Consider the following 22536-nt stretch of genomic DNA (forward strand, 5'->3'; position numbering starts at 1 on the left):
TAAATTAAATATAGTAATTAAAGTTATGGCAGACGAAATGATGGTTAAAGAATTGGAGGAAGTAGTAGTACGTTTCTCCGGCGACTCCGGCGACGGTATGCAGCTGGCCGGCAACATCTTCTCGAACGTGTCGGCTACAGTGGGAAATGACATCTGTACATTCCCTGACTATCCGGCAGACATCCGCGCCCCGCAAGGTTCGCTAACCGGTGTTTCCGGTTTCCAGGTCCACATCGGCGCCGGACAAGTTTACACTCCCGGAGACCGTTGCCACGTATTGGTGGCTATGAACCCTTCCGCACTGAAAACACAAATCAAATTCTGTAAACCGCAAGGACTTATCATCACCGACTCCGACTCATTCGAAGCCAGAGATTTGGAAAAGGCACAATTTAAAACCAACAATCCCTTTGAAGAATTAGGAATAAAACAGGAAGTATTGGAAGTTCCTATCTCTTCCATGTGCAAAGAGAGCCTGAAAGACTCCGGATTAGATAACAAATCGATTCTCCGTTGCAAAAATATGTTTGCACTCGGATTGGTTTGCTGGTTGTTCAACCGTAACCTTGCTGCTGCTGAAAAAATGCTGCGCGAGAAATTCGCCAAGAAACCCGAAATAGCAGAAGCTAATATTAAGGTATTGAACGATGGCTTCAACTACGGAGCAAACACTCATGCTTCTGTCTCTACTTATAAGATTGAAAGCAAAGCTCCGAAATCAAAAGGACTTTATACAGATATCAACGGTAATAAAGCAACCGCCTACGGACTGATTGCCGCAGCTGAAAAAGCAGGTCTGGGGCTCTACCTAGGTTCTTATCCTATCACTCCGGCTACTGATATTCTGCACGAATTAGCTAAACATAAATCATTGGGAATCAAAACCGTACAGTGCGAAGATGAAATCGCAGGTTGTGCTTCTGCAGTTGGTGCCGCTTTTGCCGGTGCTTTGGCAGTGACTACGACTTCCGGCCCCGGTGTTTGCCTGAAGAGTGAGGCGATGAACCTTGCTGTAATCGGTGAACTTCCATTGGTGATTGTCAATGTACAGCGTGGCGGTCCGTCTACCGGTCTTCCTACTAAATCAGAACAGACCGACTTATTACAAGCCCTTTACGGACGCAACGGCGAAAGCCCGATGCCTGTAATCGCTGCAACATCGCCGACCAACTGTTTCGACGCCGCTTATATGGCATGCAAGATTGCCTTGGAACACATGACTCCGGTTGTATTGCTGACTGATGCTTTCGTAGCTAACGGTTCTGCCGCATGGAAACTCCCTAATCTGGATGAATATCCTGCCATCAATCCTCCGTATGTGACCCCGGATATGGCCGGCAACTGGACTCCTTACCAACGTAATCCGGAAACAGGCGTACGCTACTGGGCTACTCCGGGAACTGAAGGATTCATGCACCGCATCGGTGGTCTTGAAAAGAGCAACGAAACAGGCGCTATCTCTACCGAACCCGAAAACCACAATAAGATGGTTCATCTGCGTCAGGCCAAAGTGGATAAAATTGCAGACTATATCCCCGAACTCGAAGTATTGGGTGACGAAGATGCAGACTTATTGATTGTGGGTTGGGGTGGTACTTACGGTCATCTCCGTCTGGCTATGGACTATATGCGCGAACATGGAAAGAAAGTGGCTTTCGTTCACTTCCAGTACATCAACCCGCTGCCGAAGAACACAGCCGATGTATTGCATAAATACAAGAAAATCGTGGTAGCTGAACAGAATCTGGGACAATTCGCAGGTTATTTGCGCATGAAAGTGCCCGGATTGAACATCAGCCAGTTCAACCAAGTGAAAGGACAGCCTTTCGTTACGAGAGAATTGATAGATGCATTCACTAAATTATTGGAGGAATAAAAGATGAGCGATAAAGTATATACCGTACAAGATTATAAATCAGGCCAACCACGCTGGTGTCCGGGATGCGGTGACCACGCTTTCCTGAACTCACTGCACAAAGCTATGGCCGAACTGGGAGTAGCTCCGCATGATATTGCCGTCATTTCCGGTATCGGTTGTTCTTCCCGTCTGCCTTACTATGTAAATACATATGGGTTCCACACTATCCACGGACGTGCCGCTGCTGTTGCAACAGGAGCTAAAGTAGCCAATCCCAATTTGACTATCTGGCAGATTTCCGGTGATGGTGACGGCCTTGCAATTGGTGGTAACCACTTCATCCACGCATTACGCCGTAATGTCGACCTGAATATGATTCTTCTGAACAACCGTATCTACGGTCTGACAAAAGGACAATATTCACCGACTTCAGAACGCGGACTTGTCACCAAATCATCTCCTTACGGAACAGTGGAAGACCCGTTCCATCCGGCAGAGCTGGCTTTTGGCGCCCGCGGACGTTTCTTTGCACGCTGCATTGCAGTAGATGGTGCCGCTTCTGTAGAAGTGTTGAAAGCAGCAGCCAATCACAAAGGTGCTTCTGTTGTAGAAGTTCTACAGAACTGCGTGATCTTCAACGACGGAACTCACGCCAGCGTTGCCACCAAAGAAGGACGTGCCAAGAATGCTATCTATCTGGAACATGGCAAACCGATGTTATTTGGTGAAAACAAGGAGTTCGGATTGATGCAGGAAGGCTTCGGGCTGAAGGTAGTGAAACTGGGTGAGAACGGTATCACAGAAAAGGATATCCTTATCCACGACGCACACTGCCAAGATAATACGCTTCAACTGAAGCTGGCTTTGATGGAAGGTCCCGACTTCCCGATTGCACTCGGTGTAATCCGTGATGTAGACGCTCCGACTTACAACGATGCTGTCGTTGAACAAATCGAAGAAATCAAAGGCAAGAAGAAATATCACAATTTCCAGGAGCTGTTGATGACTAATGATACTTGGGAAGTGAAGTAATTCACTGCTCATCAATAATATAAAAGCTGGAGGAAGGATAAAACAATCCCTTTCTCCAGCTTTCATTATAAATACACCTCAAGTTTGCTTAAAGGTCATCTTCAGTCATCCCACAGCATACTGGGCGTCACCCCACAAGCCGTGATTTGTTTCATGCCATGAAACCATTTGTTTCTCACCGAGAAACGAAATGTTTCAAGCAGGGAAACAAAGTGTTTCACGCCGAGAAACAAACAGTTCCAAACAGGGTTGGAACTAAACGACTGCGATGAAATCAAAAGCGCTCCATTATCTCCATACACATACGCCCGTTATGGTAAGGACATTTCCAAAATCCGGCTTTATCATCCTCACGGTTGACAGTCCCATCAGCCGAAAGGCTCCAGTACCATTCACCGAAGCAAGCCGAGCCATGTACTTGAGTTACTCAAGCCTCCTACATCATTTCACTGAGTTTGAAGTATGATTAAAACATCTCATTAAATCTATAAAAGTTTGAAGTATAATTAAAACTTTTCCGTATATTCGCAAGAGTTTAAAGTATAATTAAAACTTTCAGGCGTATGAACTTCCCTCGAATCCTCAAAAAAAGAAAAGGTTATATTGACCGAATAAAACCTTTTATGCAAAAATCTGTAGTCAAGGTGTTAACAGGGCAACGCCGTGTAGGCAAAAGTTTCCTCCTTTACCAGCTTATTGAAGAAATTTTAGCAAAAGAACCGGATGCGAATATTATCTATGTCAATCTTGAAGATTTTACATTCAGTTCTCTGCAAACAGCAGAAGATTTACACTCGTACATCATTTCTCATAGCAAAGAAAAAGCTAAGAATTATATCTTTATCGATGAAATACAAGATATTCCCGGGTTTGAAAAAGTCATCCGTTCGCTCCTGCTCAATGAAGATAATGATATATACATTACAGGTAGTAACGCCAAGATGCTTTCAGGAGAACTCGCCACTTATTTAAGTGGCAGATATATCGAATTCAAAATATATAGTCTCTCCTATTCTGAGTTTCTTGAATTCCACGGATTAACTGAAAGTGAAACGAGTTACGAATTATATAGCCGTTATGGCGGACTTCCCTATTTATTAAATCTCCCTCTCGAAGATGAAACGGTCAATGAATATTTGAAGAGTGTATATTCCACGATTGTATTTCGTGATGTTGTCAGTAGATACAAGTTACGCAATACTTTGTTCCTTGAGAAACTGATTCAATTTTTATCCGAAAACATAGGCAATCTCTTTTCGGCAAAGAATATCAGTGATTATTTAAAATCACAACATACCACCATATCAGTTAACCAAATACAAAGCTATACGGAATATTTAAACAATGCTTTCCTGATCCACCGGGTAGAGCGGTATGATTTAATTGGGAAACGCGTATTTGAGATAGGAGAGAAATATTATTTCGAAAATATGGGAATCCGGAACATTGTCATCGGATATCGCATTACAGACAAAGCCAAAATATTGGAAAATCTAGTGTATAACCACCTTTTATACAAAGGTTACGATATTAAGGTTGGCTATTACGGAGATAAGGAAATTGACTTTATCGGAGAAAAGAATGGAGAAAAACTATATATACAGGTCGCTTTAAAAATAGATAGCGACAAGACAGCAGAAAGAGAATTTGGAAACCTGCTAAAGATACAGGACAACTATCCCAAAATAGTGGTAACAGAAGATACATTCAGCGGAAACAGCTACGAGGGTATACGCCATTGTCCCATACGCCAGTTCTTAATGGAGTAAACCATACGATATACGAAAAATAAATGCAGTACACCATCGGGTTACCACGAGCAATCAAATCGCCTTTGGTGTGCTGCATTTACATTTGAATCAAGTCATCGATAATGCCATGGATTCTGCTGCAAGACGGGCGGCAATGTCTATTGTTAGTTAGTAATAGACAGCTCGGTTACCTTATACGGATGTTTTACTGCCGCATGGGCAGCTTTCTGAGCAACAGCTTTCCTCGCCTCATCCAACCCTTCCGGGGCATAAGGATTCCCGACTACATTGTGTTTGAAGATACGTTCGAACCAGGTACAGGCAGCGGTATAACGTCCAATCTTCACATCCAGATGATAGCCGTCCCTGTTCAGATGGTCGCCGATAAAAGAAGTACGGGCATTCTGTATAGCAGTGCCCGAAGGGATGACAATCTTTATCTTATTCACCTTAGCCGCCTTCTTCACTGCATCGGCAATAGCCTGATACATGGTCAGTTGATTGCAGTTGTAGTTTTTAAATCCACTATGCTTGGAAGTAGACGCATACGCCCAGGTTTGGTGCAGCATCAGCTTTGTTTTTTTTGGAAGACGTACTTTTACATATTCTATGAGCTCGGGAAGAGAGGCTTCATACGTCTCATACATTCCCGAAAAAGGACTTGCCTGTTGCAGGCTGACATAATCCCAGTCTTCATCTGCCAGCACCGCTTCCAAAGACATCTTGCCCTTTTCCCGTTTCTTTCCATCCGTACCGATTTTCCGGTAGGCATAGGCAGGAGCATTGTCACGGGCATTTTTCACATGACGTTCTAGAGAACAACCGCCGATAAACATATTGCCGATTATGGTTGAAATGCCTTCGGCTTCGGCAAGTTCATGCAGATATTGCTCCACGGCATCCTGGGAGAAACTGTTGCCGATAGCAAGTATCCTGACCGTTTTTTGCTGCGCATACACTCCTCCGGCAAGAAGGAGCAGTATGCACATACAAATCACTACAATCTTATATTGCTTCATCACATTCAAATATAGCTAAACTTATCGGTTATTTCTCTTTTTCATGTAATAATCTCTCATCAGATACCACGCTTTCTTACGCATACCCTGGTCGGATATGAGTCCTTTGCGGTTCCAGCCATCCTGATTGGTGGGGTGGAAACGGAACGGCGAACGGAAGTCGAACAGAATCCAGGGAGATACACCACGCAGGTTCGGGATATTGTCGAACATACGGATATTATCCCTATACAGACGTGCCTGATATTCCTCACTCCAGGAGCTGACTACATTCTCATCACCAGACTGACCGTACAATGCTTCGCCGCCAAATTCCGAGATAATCAACGGTTTGTCCGTCACGACTTCCCATATAGCGTCTTTCGGTTCCACAGGCCACGGATGATACCAGCCCATATATTTATTGATAGCTACGACGTCCAGTTGGGAAGTAAAAGAATCTTCCATTACAAAACGCTGTTTTTCGCTATTGAAGTGCACAAGGTCGAAAGCGGCAACATACAAGCGGGTAGTGTCCAGCTGTTTTCCCGTTTCGAGCAGGGAAGTAAGGAATTCATTCCGTTCTTTGGAAGGCTGTGTTTCATTGGCAACACCCCAATAACCTACCGCGCAGCGGTTTTGATCGCGCTTAATCATTTCAGAAAGCATCCTCTGCGCTTTCTTACGGGTATCATCGTCTGTAAAATCAATGCCTTGCCAAATAGGAATCTCCTGCCAGAGAAGGAAACCCATCTTTTCCGCCAGGCGTACCGTGTACTCATTCTGCGGATAATGAGCCAGGCGAATCATGTTCACACCAAGTGCTTTCGCTTCATTTAGCAACATAGCTGCATCGGCTTCCGAGAAAGCACGCCCCATACGTTGCGGGATTTCTTCGTGGAAAGAGATACAGCACATAAATGTCGGCTTCCCGTTCAGGTAAATATCAGTTCCTTTCACGGTGATATTGCGGAAGCCTATTTGCTCTTCCACGCGGTCGGCACTTGAAGATACAGTCACGCCATAGAGTTTCGGTTCTTCCGGCGACCAGCGTTGCAGCTTCTTCGCATTCAATACGGTTTCCGCCTTTCCTTCCGCGTCGGTGGTGAGCTCCGCGTTGATTTTGAGTTCGGGGATGGCAACTGTTACTTTCTCACCTGCCTTTTCATCAGAAAGACGCACACGGGCAATTATCCGGTCGGGAGCATTTTTATCCAGTTGGATAAAATAATCTTCTATAAATGTCCGGGGAGTTTTCACCAGCAGCACATCTCTTGTGATGCCGCCATAGTTCCACCAGTCGAATGCCATAGCGGGAATGGCGTCTTTGGTACGGCGGTTGTTCACTTCTACCGCCAGGAAGTTGTCACCGTCTTTCAACAGGTCTGTCACTTCCACTTGAAAAGGAGTAAAACCGCCTTCGTGCTCTGCTATCTCTTTTCCGTTCAGGTAGACTTTGCAACGATAGCTGACAGCACCGAAATAAAGGAACTGGCGTTTGTCTGCCAAGCGTTTGGCATCAAAGTGACGAGCATACCATACAGTGCCTTCGTAATACTTCAATTCGGGCGATTGAGAGTTCCAGTCACCCGGAACATTAAGACGCAACCCGCCTTCAAACGCGTATTCGTAGAAATCAATATTTCCTTCCGGTTGCCGGTTCTCATAGATTTTCATCCGTTGCCCCTGGTCGTACAGGTCGATGATAGCATTCCATTTACCATTCAGCGAATGGATGTTGCGACCATATACATTCGTTATCAGCTCCTGTGCCGCAACGCTTCCAGCAAAAACGATTAGCAACAATAGACATAGACTTAATTTCTCACCTGTTTTCATTTAAGTATGTTGTTATAATTAGTGTATATAATAAGTTCAGGCACGGATTATACGGATTTCATGGTTTTTAGAATAGAATAGGTAAAACAACAGTGTTAATCCGTGTAATCCGTGCTATTTCGATTTATTTTTCAGGAAATTCATTACCCAGTTCCAGGCTGCGCTCCACTGTTCGGCATAGGCATAATGAGCGGTCGTCTCAGCTACAAACAGCTCTTTCGGAGCATTAATCACGTTGTAAGCGGAGTAAGTGGTGGTAGGCGGACAGACCATATCATTATAACCAAAAGTATAGAATCCCGGAACTTTGACCTGTCGGGCAAAATTCACCACATCAAAATACTGAACGGTTTTAATCTTTTCCGGTGTCCGGTTCTTCTCATCCTTCAACATATGCGGCCAACCGCCTGCACGACCGTGGGTATAACCCGCCATATCACACAAGGCTGGATAGAAAGAAACCAATCCCTTGACACGATCATCGAGTCCGGCAATCACAATGGAAAGCGCACCGCCCTGGCTTCCTCCAAAGGTCGCCAGATTACCATTGAATTCGGGAAGTGTGTAAATGAAATCAATGGCTCTCACACAGCCTGTATAAACCCGTTTGTAATAGTACTTGTCCCGATTGTCCATATTGAACGAGTGGTAATTCTTCAAAGCTCCGTTATAAAGCCGATGATACACATCTCCCGTCAGGTTGACCGGAATGCCGTGAATACCGATTTCCAGAATGATAAAACCTTTTCCGGCACGTTCGGCTTCTCCGTTATAGGCACGGATACCTGCCCCCGGCACTTTCAGAATCGCCGGATATTTCCCGGAAGCCTTCGGAACACAAAGGATGCCGTACATACGGGACGCATAGTCATTGTTCGCGAAGGAGACATGATATACGTTCACCTTATCTGTGCACCTTTCCGGCAGTAAAGTCATTATCGGTTCCAGTGCCCACTTTTCTGCGGCTTCTTTGGTGCTTTTCCAAAATTCCAGAAAGTCGGCGGGCAACGGAGTGGTCGGTTGTAATTTCTCAGGAGAGAAGCCGACGGTAGCCACGCCTTCATACTCACGCCCTTGGCAAGTGACGAAAGCGCGGCAACGCAGGAATCCTTCTTTTTTCATAGTCCCTGCGTTAATTTCAAGCTTTTCATTCTTCAAAGGCTGTTTGCCTGTCTGATGAGGTTTCATCATGTCTTCCGAAATCTCATAGCGCACTTCCAGATTATCCTGCGGGATATTGCATTTCAATACCACTACTTTGAATTTCACTTTTTCTCCCGGTTTATACAGCCAATTGGTGTGGTCGGGAGTGACCTGCACTTGAACCAGTCTTTCCTGTGGCTGCCCCCATGCAACTATCTGCATGGAGACAAATACTATCAGGAAAAGAAGAAAACGTACACTTTTTATCATAGTTCCCTATTTTATTTCATTTGTCATTGCTATATTAATATTCCATTTATCAGCTATTAATACCCATTGTCTCAACTATTAATACCTATCCGCCCAACTATTAATACCTGACAACTCAACTATTAACATCCAACAGCAGAGATATTAATGCTCCTCTCCACACATCATAACACTCTGCGAATCAGAAGTTAACACATCATTCGTGATTAGCGTAAAATGCAGATAGCCGCCTTTTTATGGTTTTACTTCGTATTGATAGAGTGCAAAAGAGTTCTTGTCATTTAGCTCGAAACTTACTCTACCCTGTGCGACGACTTTTGCAGCAAACTTCTTGCCACTTCCCATCACAGGAGTAAAAGTAACTTTCTTACCCTCAGGAAGCCAAGTGTCAATAGTCCCCCTGGCTTGCTCATTATCTTCGCGGTAAACCACAAGATAGCCTTGCGTGCCGGAGACGGTCGATTGGAATCCTGTCCACGAACGTCCCGAAGGTTCTTCACCAATAGGCAGTATGACGCCTTGATGAAACCGGAGTTGCAAAGGTTGGTATTTCTTGAGCAGAGATGCCGTAATATAAGCCTCTTCGGGCAGGTTCGAAGCCTCCATCCAAGCCAACGGCTGCGCCGCCAAGGTGATGGCAAAGAGGTAATCGAAACTGTAACGGGCGGGGGCAAAAGGGTCGGCAGCGTCATACTTGTCGGCATTGCGCCATTTATTAAGGAACTCTATCTGCATCTTCTCCGCCGGTACATAGCGAGACAGCATCCAGAGGTTGCGCAAGGTGCGATAAGGGTAATAGTTGCCCCAATCGGTATAGCGGTTTTCCAAGAAGATGTTGCCGTACTCGTTCATATAGTGATACCCACCGCGACGACCGGCAGTGGCATCGAGGTTGAAAATCACTTCATAGTTGGTTTGCTCCAACACGGTATCAAACAGTCGGCGTAGATTCTGTTCAGCTGTCTTGGTAGGTATCTGCAGGCCGTCTATCTTAAAACAGCAGATGCCGTACTTCTTATAAAGTCCGATAATGGCTTGCGCATCTTTTTGCCAATCGGCAAAATCATTCTGTATGCTGGGATTGAACCATAATCCGATGCGAATACCCAATTTCTTGCCTTTCTCTACAATAGGTTTCAGCCCATGAGGGAACTTTGTGGGGTTGGGCGTCCAGTAATCGCCACTTTTCCAGATATCCTTAAAACTACCTCCGGCAGTCTTCGAGTTAGGGCTTTTTCCGCTCTGCCAGCCATCGTCCAGTTGAAAGAGGGTAATGCCCATGCGTGCGGCACGGTCTAGTTCTGCCAGACAGAAAGCCTCATCTATTTTGGCATCCTGGCTACGGTCGCCCCAGGTATTGAGCATAATCATCTCATCCTGTGCGGCGGTGTGGTGGCGCAGTTGTTTCTGATAGAGGCGCAGGGCAGTAAGCGCTTCTTGCTCGCCACCGGTATAGATGCCGGTAACGCATCCATAAACGCGGGTCCAGCTATCCGGCTTTACATCATGAGACGCAATGCCCAGCCCCACTACCATAAAATCACTAAAGTCCGCCACGAAGTCAGAACCCGGATAATGTAATTGGGTACTGCTGCTAGGAGCCTCTTTCAAAAAAAAGAAGCCTTGACGCGTAACTACGTCATGAGCAAAAAGCAAATTACCACGATACGTATTGCGACGGTAAGGAAGCCAGGTACGCCCGGTCACCAGATTGTCGTTCCAATCGGTGTAGTCGAAAAACTCGATTGTGCGGGCACTCCAATGATTGCCGGATAGTTGCAACCTGTCGAGCGTGGGAGTTTTCACCCCCGTAGCCATATCGGCCGTGTGCTCTATATTTTTGCGGTCGGCGTTAGAGCGGTTATCCTCCTTATTCTGATAAAGTTCCACTTGCCCTTTCAGATAGGTGTCGCAAGCAATGGCGGGACAGTCTGCATAAATGCGATAGCGACGCTCTATATTCAGCGAACCGATAGTGCAAGCCACGGTAGCCTGCAGATAACTGGCGTGGATGCCGTTCGTCGGTATCTCGTTCACGGTAAGTGTAGCATCCGTAGGGATACCTTTCACAATCGAGAAATCGGGTTGTTTGCCCTGTGCCGGAATGGTTTTTCCGTGTTGCTTGTCAGTAAGGCTGATGGTAACAGGCGCACCGTTATTCCACAGCATGGCGCGTTCCATATAGTTATTGCCCATACGTAGCGTGTCACCTTTCAGAAAAGCGTAATACTGTTGTCCTCCCCAAAGCGGCAAGGTACATATTGCCGATAGAAATATCGTAATAATATTTTTTTTGCTCATAGTTTGTCTACGGTTTGATGTAAGCTCCCGGAACTTCCAACAATTTGTTGGGTTCGTTGAAGCGTTGGTTATCGGGCACATCGCGTTTGCCCAGACCCGCTTGCATAAGTTGCTTCAGTTCCGGCAGGTGATGATGATAGATGTCGCGCGGCTCTACACGATGCTTGTGGCAGAGTCCGGCTGCCATACCTACTACTTCACCCATCATGCCGGTAGTACGCATCACACGTACCGTACCCAAAGCTACATGGGTGCAGCTCATATTGCGGCCTGCCATAAAGAGGTTGTCCACATTGCGAGAATAGAGGCAGCGATAGGGAACGGCATAAGGATGAATCCAACGATGCACCGTAGCCGACTTGAATTCATTGCCGGGAAAACGTACACTATTCACGCTGTCGGGGAAGTGAAGGTCGATGCTCCAGGTAGTGGTGAACGAAGCATCCTCGTGCGCCACATTCTTGTCTATATCGTCCTGTGACAGTACGTAGTCGCCCAAGAGACGGCGTGATTCACGTTTGCCTGAAACATACGCCACCCAGTCGAGGGAACGGTTGGCATACTTCTTATGGTCTTTATAGTGATTTTTCAGATAGCTCCAGTTGGAATATATCACCAAAAGTCCATAGTCGCGTACACGTTCAGCTTCGCTGACTTGATTGCGGTTCATACCTGTTTCCCATTTCCACTCGCCCATGGTTACAGGCTCACAGTTTTCAGCGTCAAAGCGCACGCCATATTCAAAATGAGGGAATGAGGTTTTCTTCTTCATGTCCTTGCTATACCATTGTATAGAGGCGCCCATGACCAATGAGTCGGGCTGTTCGGGAGCAAGGCTCTCGCCATATTCATCGCGACCTTCACGTCCCATAGCCCAATCGGCACCGGCTAAATAGCCTATGGTAGCGTCGCCTGTGCAGTCGCTAAAGAGAGGAGCGGTAAGTTCGGTTTGTTCGCCCGTCTCGATATGCTGGATAGTGACTGACGCAATGCGGTCTGCTTGCATCTTCACGGCTACCGCACGCTGAGAAGCATAAAGAGTAATGTTCTTTTCGGCATCTATGAAGTCTTCTTTCTTCTGGTCTTCGTAGTAGTCACCCGGTTGTGCATTACCGGAACGTTCATGACCGAACTCACGTATCATACGCCCCAATCCCTGATTAGGCCCCATTTCAATAATACCGCCGAGATGTACACGAATCTCTGACGAGTTATTGCCGCCCAATACAGGACGGTCGTTCACTAGTGCCACCTTACAGCCTAACCGGGCGGCCGATGCGGCAGCACACATTCCGGCTATTCCCCCTCCTACTACCACAAAGTCGTATTGATGAGCGGGTACCGTCTGTTGTTGTCGCAAGCGGGTACGAAGTGCGGCTGTCTCTGCCGCATCCCAGGTAGCAGGCTGCGTGTTCGCATCGGTCGTAAGGTAAATGGCATCGCAACGACCATCGAAACCGGTGAGGTCTTTCAGGGCAAGGGTGGTAGTCCCTGCTTTCAATACTGTCTTTCCGGCAAATTGCCATTGCCAGGAATTACCGGTATGTCCTAATGTAGCTTTCAGCAATTTGCCGCCTAAAGCCAGGCGGAACTTTCCGGGGCCCTCGGCATCGGTCCAAGGTGAAGTCCAGTTGTAGGTACGGGCATATACGTAGTAAGTGCCCGCCTGGGGAATGTTGATTTCTGCCGTAGCATCCGCCACAGGGATGCCCATGCCATGTGCCATGAGATAGGGCGAACCCATTTGATCCATGAACTGCTGGTCGAGCACCCAGCCGCCTCGCTGGCTGAAACTTTCAGCTTCGATGAGCAGTTCTTCGGCTACAGCCACAAGGCTACAGGCTACGGCTATGCATGTCAATAAGAATTTTTTCATCACAGTACAGCGTTTTTATGATTATTGTCTACTATCTTCACAGAGGGAACAGATTATCTCGCCATTTTATAAATTTCATTGCCTGCCATCAAAAAAGCACCAACTCCATAAACCTCCGTCATGTCACGAGTCACTTTCTTCGGATCGGCACCGATTTGCTGCACATAACCCAGTTTCCCATTCGGTTCCACAGCCGAGACTAATGCATTCCAGCCTTTTATCATTACAGGAAGATAAATTTCCTTATCCAATAAACCTTCGTTTATTCCATAAGCAATGGAATAGACAATGAAAGTAGTGCAACTCGTTTCCGGTGATGGATAAGAGGCAGGATCCAAGAGACTGGCATGCCAAAAACCGTCCGGATGCTGCAATCCGGCAACACGTGTAGCCAGTTTTACAAATAATTCCTCATAGAATTTGCGGTTCTTATCTTTCTTGGGCAGTTCCTTTAATATTTCAACCAGACCACCAAGCACCCAACCGTTGCCACGTCCCCAAAAGACTTTCTTGCCATTGGCTTCGCGCTTATCAAAATAACGCCAGTCACGGTAGAACAAGTTTTCTTCTTTATCGAACAGGTAATCATAAGTCGCTTTATACTCACGATTCATAAATTTGATATATTTTTTCTCTCCGGTCAGCATATACAGTTTGGCATATACAGGGGGAGCCATAAAGAGAGCATCACACCAAGTCCAACGTTCCAAGGTCTTTAAGTCTCCCTCCACCAGCTTGAAACTGCCTTCGGACGGATGATTGACAATCCATTCCGTACGGGCGAGCGTAGGGATAATCATTGCTTCGTCTTTGTACTTGCGGTATAAATCCAAAAAGGACTGTGATACAGCGATGTCATCAGCATGGTAAAACCGTTTGTCCGGCTGCCAACAATTCCGCCGCCCGATACGAGTCAGCCACTTATAATATGTATCATCATTGTCTTCTTTTTCAGCCAATTCTGCCCAATCCACCATGCCGACATAAAGAGCACCTTGCGGCCAGTTCAAGTCGTCATGTTCAGGAGCGGGGTGTGGATTGGCAATCTGCCAATCCGCCACCTTTCGCATAATAGACTTTATTTCTGCTTTTTGAAAAGGAATCTCTGTTGCCATTATAAAAACGGAACATAACAGAGACGCTCCCAATAAAAGTGTTTTTTTCATTATATATTTATTTGTTTATCATTCGGTCATTACAGTTCAACTGTAGCCTTTAAAGGCAATTGACTGGAAGCAGGCCCGACTAAGATCTCAAAGTCTCCTTTTTCCACTACAAAGCGGTGTTGATTCATATCGTAAAAAGAGAATGCATCCTCATCCAGCACAACAGAAACCCGCTTCTTCTCCCCTTTCTTCAAGAATACCTTTTCATATCCTTTCAGTTCTTTCAACGGACGGGGAACAGAAGACTGTATATCATGCACATACACCTGTGCCACCTCCGAAGCATCCATCTTACCTGTATTCTCTATATCAAAGCTAACGGTAACCTGATGCTCACCCGTTTTCTCTGCAGCCATATTACTATAAGCGAAAGTAGTATAGGACAAACCGTAGCCAAACGGATAGAAAGGTTCTTTTCCCGAACGGTCGTATCCACGATAACCGACAAAGACACCTTCGGAATAGTCTACACGCTTAATCTCCGCCTTTAAGTTCTCGTAATAACTACCGTGCACCGGATTATCGTCCCATTTCCGCTCGATAGAAATCGGTAGCTTTCCACTTGGAGAAATCTTACCGGTCAGGATTTCAGCAATTGCCTGGCCGCCTTCCTGTCCCGGATACCAGGCCATAAGAATCGCTTTTGCGGCATCATACCAGTTGGTGAAATCCACACCGCCACCGGCGTTCAGTACAACCACAACATTGGGATGCATGGACGCAATCTTCTTGATAAACAGTTCCTGATAGCGAAGCAAGGCAAACGGACGGTCAAAGCCTTCGCCTTCGGTATTACTATTGAAACCTGTGCAGAACACAACATTATCCACCTTTGCCAATCCTTGACGAAGTTTCGCCTCATTAAGGCTATAAGCATTAAAACGAATGATGGCCGAAGAAATATTATCAAAGAATTCAATCCGGAAACGGTATTCCTTACCACCCTCAACCGGCAGTTCAACTTCACGGCTAGAGTAGGAATGATTTCCCCAATCTCCCGTAATATGCTTGTCATTCACAAACAGACGATAACCGTCATCACCACCGATATGAAGTTTCAACTGACCGTCAGTTTGTGGCATGTAGCAGGCTGTCCAACGGACAGAGAATCCATCTGTCGGAAAGCCGTCCAAAGGTGCCCCATATCCCCAGTCATAATCAACAGAGGATTCCGTGCGTATTACTTCAGGCTGTCCCGAAAGGGTCTTGTTTTTAAAGTATTCAGCCTTGAAGCCTTTCATCTGACGATTAGCATCAGTATAAAACTCATGGACAATATCTTCATAAATCACATCATCCGTCAATAGTAACAGATTATTTTTCTTCAATTCTTTCAAGCCTTGAGCTACTGAGACGGTAGAAAAAGGAGTGACAAACCCACTGCCACCACCGGTAGGAATCAAATTTGCATTAGGCCCCATCACGGCTGTCTTCCCTTTCAGCGGGAGCAAGTTTCCTTCATTCTTCAACAGGACTACACCCTCGCGCGCCAGCTCTAAAGCTGTCTGGCGGGAGAAAGGATTATCCTCTGCTATGTTGCTGTCTTTCTGTTCCTTATCCAGCATACCATAAGCAATCAGAGTTTGCAGGATGTGTTGTACTTTCAGGTTGATGGTTTCTTCTGTCACTGTGCCCGCTTTGATAGCAGGCAACAGATTCTCCAAATTCATAAAACGTCCTTTCGGCATTTCGAGGTCAAGTCCGGCGTTAGCAGCGCCTACGGCGGAATATACGGAAGTCCAGTCAGACATCAGAATACCTTTGAAGCCCCAAAGATTGCGCAAGACATCAATATTCAGCCATTTATGTTCGGTGGCATGGACACCGTTCAACAGATTGTAGCTGTTCATTACGGCGCCGACATTGGCTTCCTGTACTGCTTTCCGGAAAGCCGGGAAATAGATTTCCTGCAAAGTACGCTCGTCTATGTCAGAGCTGGCATGGTGGCGGCTCCATTCCTGGTTGTTGCCAGCAAAGTGTTTGATTGTAGCAATGACTCCTTCCGATTGTACTCCCAGGATATATTGTTTCGCCGTTTCACCTGTCAAGTAAGGGTCTTCACCGAAGTATTCAAAGTTACGGCCGCACAACGGAGCACGATAGATATTCACGCCCGGACCCAACAGGATATTAACTCCTCTTGCCTTGGCATCCTGTCCCAAGCCTTGCCCTAACTTATAAAGTAATTCCCGGTTCCAAGTAGAAGCGGAAAGTATTCCGGAAGGATATAAAGTGCTCTTGGGAGCATGATTACGAATTCCCTGCGGCCCGTCAGCCAACTTGATTTCAGGTATTCCCAAACGGGGAATGGCACGCAGAGAAAAACTGGTATATCCGGAGATATACTCTATTTTCTCTTGCAAAGTCATTTTTGATACAATGTCCTTCGCACGTTGTTCGGCTTGGGGAGTGATTGTTTGTGCACAGGTTAATATGCTCCATAGCATACATAAACCTATGCCTCCTATTTTCTTTTTCATGGTGATTCTGTGTTAATATAATATGTGTAAAAAACCAACTTAGCTATCAGCTCTTCACACACTTTTGTTCTTTACATTTTTAGTCTATCAGTTCTATTTTAACGGTCTGTCCTTGTACCAGAATATGATATTCGCCGGCTTCAAGGAAGCGTTTACCATCCTCATTGACAAAACCGAAATCACGTTCCAGGTCGATGTCGAAACGGAAAGTCTTCGTTTCGCCGGCTTTGATAAGTTGTTTCTCAAAGTGTTTCAGTTCTTTCACCGGACGGGTGATAGAGCAATAAGGATCGGAGATAAACCAATGAACAGTCTCTGCTCCGTCGCGAGAACCGGTGTTGGTGACAGTCACTTCTGCCGACAGTTTATCGCCGCGCTTCACTTTAGTAGCAGAAGGGGTAACAGTGCCATACTTAAATTCGGTATAACTTAATCCATGCCCGAACGGATATAACGGATCGCTTGTTATATCTTTATAAAATCCCTGATGTCCGCGTCCGCTCTTGCGGCGATTATAATAAATAGGAATTTGTCCTGTGGAATAAGGGAACGTCATGGCTAGTTTACCGGAAGGGTTGATACGTCCTGATAAAATACCTGCCATTGAACGTGCACCATTTATTCCCGGTTGCCATATCTCCAATATAGCATCACAAAGAGGTTCCATGCGATTTAACTCCAAGGGACGTCCATTAGAAAGTACCAATATAACAGGTTTACCAGCCTCCTTTAGCTCTTTCACCAATTCTTCCTGAATCTGTGGCAAAGCAATCGTAGAACGGGAGGCATTCTCACCACTCCAGGTAAGCATCTCGCCCAAACAAACAATGACTACATCAGACCAACGAGCAACGTCCAATGCGCCAGCAAAACCTGAACGGTCATTGCCCTGCGGTTTGCATCCCATTGCATAACGTAATTCGGCATCTCCTCCAAACTCGGCAGTCAACCCATCATAGAGCATTTCCACATCCGTATCTTTTCCATGTCCGCACCAGGAACCCAATAAGTCCCAACCATTTTTTGCCATTGGACCTACTACGGCAATTCTTTTTTTTGTTTGTAAGTGGTAATATCTGATTGTCATTTTTCAACAACACCATTGATTCTGCTGCCAGTTGAGCGGCCACAGCCATACTTTGCGGACGGAAAAAACGATCCTTCTCATTAGTAACCGGAGTATAAGGACGTTCGAACAAACCCAGACGGAATTTTACACGCAATACCCGACGAACTGATTCGTCAACTTGTGCCATTGTTACCTTACCTTCCTCTACAAGCTCTTTCAGATGACGATCGTAGGCATGAGACATCATATCCATTTCAAGCCCCGCATTAAAAGCATACCGAGCAGCATCTTTCTTTGTAGCGGCTAATCCCTGATTCTTTAACTGTTCCACAGCCCCCCAGTCAGACACAATGAACCCGTCATGTTTCCAACGTTTCTTTAATATCTCGGTCATGATATAAGGATTAGCTGACCCGGGTACTCCACTGATGTCATTGAAAGAACTCATCAAAGTGGGCGCACCAGCTTTCACTCCCATCTCATAGGGCAGTAGATAAGTATCCCAAAGAGTTTGAGCTGAAATTTCGGTATAAACATAATCTCGCCCAGCCTCCGAAGCACCATAACCTACATAGTGTTTCAGACAAGCAGCCATACGGTTCTCTGCTGACATATCATCTCCCTGATACCCACGCACCGAAGCAGCGGCAAACACTCCATTTGTATAAGGATCTTCACCATATCCTTCGGCTACACGTCCCCATCGAGGATCACGTGCCACGTCGATCATGGGAGAAAAAGTCCAATCAACCCCAGACATGCGGGCTTCTTGTGCAGATACCGCACATGCCTGTTCTACCAATCCCGGATTCCATGAACAGGCCTGCCCCAACGAAATAGGATATATGGTGCGAAAACCATGAATAGCATCGTAGCCAAAAATGATGGGAATGCCCAAACGAGATTCTTCCATCGCTTTTTTCTGCATACTATTACGCAACTCTGGATTTATATCAAAGTAAATCAAAGAACCAATCTCTGACGGTACTTTTTTCACTTCTTCGCCAACATTATTCACATTGTTATTTCGTCCCAATGTATATTGGTTTAGCTGCAAAACCTTTTCCTCCAATGTCATACGCGATATTAAATCATCAATACGTTTTTCAATTGGAGCTTTGGCATCCTTATACAAAGGAATACTCTTTTTATCTTTTGACGAAAGAGAATGTGTGACTCCCAATAGGCACAATCCCAAAATCAAAACTTTTTTTCTCATCAATGTTTTCGTCAGTTAATTATTATTTCTAGTTTTCAGATGTATATCAGGCAATACGTAAGCAGATACTTATTCCAGCCATTCCATGCACTTATCATTTAGCTAAGTACCAGATACTTACAATCAGTTCATTGGAGATATATGCCCAACGAACCGGAGAACTATGACCTGCCAATACATTCATTTCCAACAATTAATGTATCTCGTAGCAATTGACTATGACTTACCGAGCGGTAACTTCAAATAATTTCAACCATCCGGCAGATGTTACATTGTTCTTCACAGCAAGGTGAATTCCAATCTCATTCTGCTTTGCCGTGTCAACAATACCAACAGCCCACATGTATTTACCTGCCTCCACGCCTTCAACCCGGGTTGTAAACGTATATGATTTAGCCGTACCTTTCACCCAATCACAAGCTTCCGGTTCTCCATCAACAAATACATACTTCGGTTTATCATTCTTGATGTCCAATAAAGCAAAAGCCACTTTATATTTATTCTTCCACTGGGGAATATTCGTCGGACAATATCCCCAACCAAAATTATTCCAACGGTGCGCTATTTCAATCTGTTTACCATTAGAGATAGTTGTAGGCAAAGAAATTCTGTCCGGAAATAAACGGTAGCTTCCTTCTGTACAGAATTGTTTAACTAATTGGAAAGCTTCATTAAACCATGAATAAGTTTCTCCATTGCGAAAGTCTGAATTATAGCGTAAATCCATCATATTGACGCAGGCTGTTTTAGCCTCATCAAACTCACCCTGACGTACTTCTGCATAATTGGCATATCCATCTCCCTGAATCGAGTTTCCATGAGAATTTTTCACCCAGCCACCTTCCATTACTACAGGAACGAGATACTTCCACTTGGCTATAAAATTGCGTTCCCAAGTAGAATAATAAGTTTTCATACCAAACGCATCGTGACGTAATGAATATCCTTTAGCTACTGCTTTTCCTATTAATCTTTCAGTATCTTTATCATAGTTATTGCCATCCCATTCTTTACTTGTACCTATCCAACGATGATAATTTACAAACACAGGAACTTTATCAAATACTTGAGAATATAAATCTGTCACCCAATCGAAAACAGCCTCACGAGTCGGCAGCTCCGGTTTTCCCAACTCACGCACCTGATAGTACCATACACTATGATACTCTCCCCATTTTCCAAATCCTGAACCACTTACAAACTGTACTTTGTCGGGATCATTAAAATCCTTAGCCAAAGCCCTGATAAATTTCTCATAATATTTCTGGAAAATAGGATCATCCGGATAGGGAGACCATACTTTTACTGAACCTGTTTGTGTTTCATATCCTTTCGCGCCAGCCTCTTTTACAAAATTCGGAGTAAAATTATAGTGCTTATCACGGCTATCCACCACAAAAGTAAAGGCCAATTTCATATTTCTTTGCTTAGCTCCCTCTATCAACATCTTCAGTCGCTTAGCCGAAGGGGTATCACAATCGGAGTTCCATGCATATTTTCCTTCTTCAGGATTAAAATCAGCCCAGGCACCACGAAGGTATAAGGTATTTGCATAATCAGAGACCTTTACAGTGCCTTCCGATGACGGAAAATTATCATAATCCTGCCAGAATGTGGAAGATAAACCATCACCAATACCCGCATATAATACCCATCCGGAAAGAGGATTATGCAAAATGATATTTCGATTCTGCTTTACCGTGACAATGCTGTTTCCAGGAATAGAAGTATCTTCTACCAAACCATCATCACCATTACCACCTCCTTCTTCATCATTATCACTGCCGCAAGCGACTAATGATATAGCCATAGAAAAAATAAGCCCACAACTTATTTTTCTCAAACTGCACATATTTTGAAAATTAATCTTCATACCTATAGCTCTTATTTTTTTATGCTTACTTTCGACAATTTTAACCAGCCCGAATCCAATATATCCCCTTTGGCGGCAATGTCCAGCCCTATGAGATCTTTATTACTCCGGTCAACCAGGCCCACAGCCCAAACATAAGTACCCGTTTCAACTTTGGACATATCCGGCTCAAATACATATTCAGCGGGACTTCCTTTTATCCACTTGGATAAATCTGTATTCGTATCCACAAATGTATATCGCACCTCATTCGTTTCAGAATCGAGCAAAGCGAAAGCTACTTTATATTTTTGATTCCATTGCGGAATATTAGTAGGACAGTACCCCCATCCCATATTGTTCCAGCAATGTTTAATAGTCGGAGTTGTTTTTTTAGAGACTTCTAACGGTAAAGAGATCTCACTGGGGTAGAGCCTATACCCGCCTTCCCGAAGGAATCGGCGTACTAAATCAAAAGCATCTTTAAACCAAGACTCTGTATCGCCAAAACGGAAATCCATCATATTGACATGTGCCTCTTTGCTGTCATCAAACTCACCGCGTCTTACGTCCTCGTGTGAATCCTTGCGATATCCTCTAGGATCCTGCCAATAACTATGTGATTTGACAATCCAGCCACCTTCCATAATAATGGGGCAGATATTACGATATTTTTTTGCGAACCTACGCTCCCAACTGCCATAATAGGTTGTCATGCCAAATGCATCATGACGCAATGAATATCCTTTCTTGATTGCTTCTTCCAACATTTCTTCACTGTCAGCAGCAAAATGTTCATCATCTACCCAATCTTTTCCCGCACCAATCCATCTATGGTAGTTAATTACTACTGGAACTTTATCAAAAGCTTGAGAATATATATCTGTCACCCAATCAAAAACTGCTTTCTTTGGAGTATCATCACCTGTTGAATAAATCATTGTATGATATTCTCCCCATTTCCCAAGTCCGAATCCATCTATAAATTCAACTTTCGAAGGATCGTTGAAATCTTTAGCCAGGGCCTTCACAAATTTAGTATAGTACTTCTGAAAAACTGAATCGTCAGAATAAGGTGACCATTTACCTTTATTCATAAATCCTTTTGCACCGGCATCTTTTACAAATTGAGGAGTAAATTCTGTTCTCTTATCACGACTGTCAACTACAACACGAAATGCCAAACGCATATTCCGCTGATAAGCTCCTTCAATATATGCTCTTAAATTAGAATCTATTTTCCAACCATATACATCTTCCTGTGGATTAAAATCTGTCCAACTAGCGCGAATATAAAGCGTATGAGCATAATCTGTCACACTAACATTGTGTCCCAGTTCAGGAATATACATATGGTCATACTGTGCCCAAAAATCCGCAGCATCCACTCCCATACTTGCATAGAGCACCCATCCTGTAAGCGGGTTATGAAGAATACGCAAAGAATCAGGCTGAATCGTAACTATGTTATTCTCCGGTAGTTCCTTATCAAATGAAACGGCTGAAATCTCGTCTCCGAAAACAGGAGATAAAAGGAACATAAACAGACAAAGAGACACAATTACTCTATAATAACTAATCTTTCTTATAACCATACTACTAATTGTTTTTTTTAAAGAGTGCTATATCATTGTTCTCTTTATTCATATAAAAATCACGAGATTGATATAGCACTCTTAATT

Annotated in this window: 12 protein-coding genes and 2 pseudogenes; 3 read left to right on the plus strand and 11 right to left on the minus strand. The window is 44.7% G+C overall.

The window, feature by feature from the left end:
- Window positions 1–25 precede the first annotated feature (25 nt).
- Together BXY_RS09670 and BXY_RS09675 are read left to right on the plus strand one after the other, a co-directional pair.
- Window positions 26–1876: a 2-oxoacid:acceptor oxidoreductase subunit alpha gene (locus BXY_RS09670; protein ID WP_004317185.1), complete on the plus strand. Its 1851-nt coding sequence runs from the start codon at window positions 26–28 to the stop codon at window positions 1874–1876.
- A gap of 3 nt (window positions 1877–1879) precedes the next feature.
- On the plus strand, window positions 1880–2890 hold the full coding sequence (locus tag BXY_RS09675; RefSeq protein ID WP_008642470.1) for a 2-oxoacid:ferredoxin oxidoreductase subunit beta: 1011 nt from the start codon (window positions 1880–1882) through the stop codon (window positions 2888–2890).
- A gap of 274 nt (window positions 2891–3164) precedes the next feature.
- Here BXY_RS09675 and BXY_RS09680 read toward each other — a convergent pair.
- Window positions 3165–3287 (minus strand): annotated as a pseudogene (locus BXY_RS09680) (N-acyl-D-glucosamine 2-epimerase); the annotation flags it as partial.
- 166 nt (window positions 3288–3453) lie between these two features.
- On the opposite strand from BXY_RS09680, the gene BXY_RS09685 reads away from it, so the two are divergent.
- Window positions 3454–4659 (plus strand): ATP-binding protein, encoded by a 1206-nt coding sequence (locus BXY_RS09685; protein ID WP_015531771.1) that lies wholly within the window; start codon window positions 3454–3456, stop codon window positions 4657–4659.
- Between the two features lie 146 nt (window positions 4660–4805).
- On the opposite strand, the gene BXY_RS09690 is transcribed toward BXY_RS09685, so the two are convergent.
- From BXY_RS09690 to BXY_RS09735, 10 genes and pseudogenes are all read right to left on the minus strand, one after another.
- Window positions 4806–5660 carry a DUF4886 domain-containing protein gene (locus BXY_RS09690; RefSeq protein ID WP_015531772.1) on the minus strand — a complete coding sequence of 285 codons (855 nt, stop codon included), beginning with the start codon at window positions 5658–5660 and terminating at the stop codon, window positions 4806–4808.
- Window positions 5661–5681: 21 nt separating this feature from the next.
- Entirely contained in the window at window positions 5682–7478 is a 1797-nt protein-coding gene (locus tag BXY_RS09695; protein ID WP_015531773.1) for a glycoside hydrolase family 2 protein, read from the minus strand.
- Window positions 7479–7592: 114 nt separating this feature from the next.
- Complete coding sequence (locus tag BXY_RS09700; protein WP_015531774.1) at window positions 7593–8891, minus strand: acetylxylan esterase; 1299 nt, start codon at window positions 8889–8891, stop codon at window positions 7593–7595.
- Between the two features lie 234 nt (window positions 8892–9125).
- Window positions 9126–11192 carry an alpha-galactosidase gene (locus tag BXY_RS09705; protein WP_015531775.1) on the minus strand — a complete coding sequence of 689 codons (2067 nt, stop codon included), beginning with the start codon at window positions 11190–11192 and terminating at the stop codon, window positions 9126–9128.
- 7 nt (window positions 11193–11199) lie between these two features.
- Window positions 11200–13068, minus strand: a complete 1869-nt coding sequence (locus BXY_RS09710) for an FAD-dependent oxidoreductase (protein ID WP_015531776.1) — start codon at window positions 13066–13068, stop codon at window positions 11200–11202.
- 53 nt (window positions 13069–13121) lie between these two features.
- The gene (locus BXY_RS09715; protein ID WP_008023255.1) at window positions 13122–14234 is read right to left on the minus strand and encodes a glycoside hydrolase family 88/105 protein; all 1113 of its coding nucleotides are present in this window, start codon (window positions 14232–14234) and stop codon (window positions 13122–13124) included.
- Window positions 14235–14263: 29 nt separating this feature from the next.
- Window positions 14264–16714 carry a beta-glucosidase gene (locus BXY_RS09720; RefSeq protein WP_015531778.1) on the minus strand — a complete coding sequence of 817 codons (2451 nt, stop codon included), beginning with the start codon at window positions 16712–16714 and terminating at the stop codon, window positions 14264–14266.
- Window positions 16715–16793: 79 nt separating this feature from the next.
- A pseudogene (locus BXY_RS09725) lies at window positions 16794–19002 on the minus strand (glycoside hydrolase family 3 N-terminal domain-containing protein).
- A 223-nt stretch (window positions 19003–19225) separates the two neighbouring features.
- Window positions 19226–20875 carry a hypothetical protein gene (locus BXY_RS09730; protein ID WP_004317162.1) on the minus strand — a complete coding sequence of 550 codons (1650 nt, stop codon included), beginning with the start codon at window positions 20873–20875 and terminating at the stop codon, window positions 19226–19228.
- Between the two features lie 11 nt (window positions 20876–20886).
- Window positions 20887–22449 (minus strand): hypothetical protein, encoded by a 1563-nt coding sequence (locus BXY_RS09735; protein ID WP_032850974.1) that lies wholly within the window; start codon window positions 22447–22449, stop codon window positions 20887–20889.
- Window positions 22450–22536 lie beyond the last annotated feature (87 nt).

The organism is Bacteroides xylanisolvens XB1A (assembly GCF_000210075.1).
In the GTDB taxonomy this organism is placed as follows: Bacteria; Bacteroidota; Bacteroidia; order Bacteroidales; family Bacteroidaceae; genus Bacteroides; species Bacteroides xylanisolvens.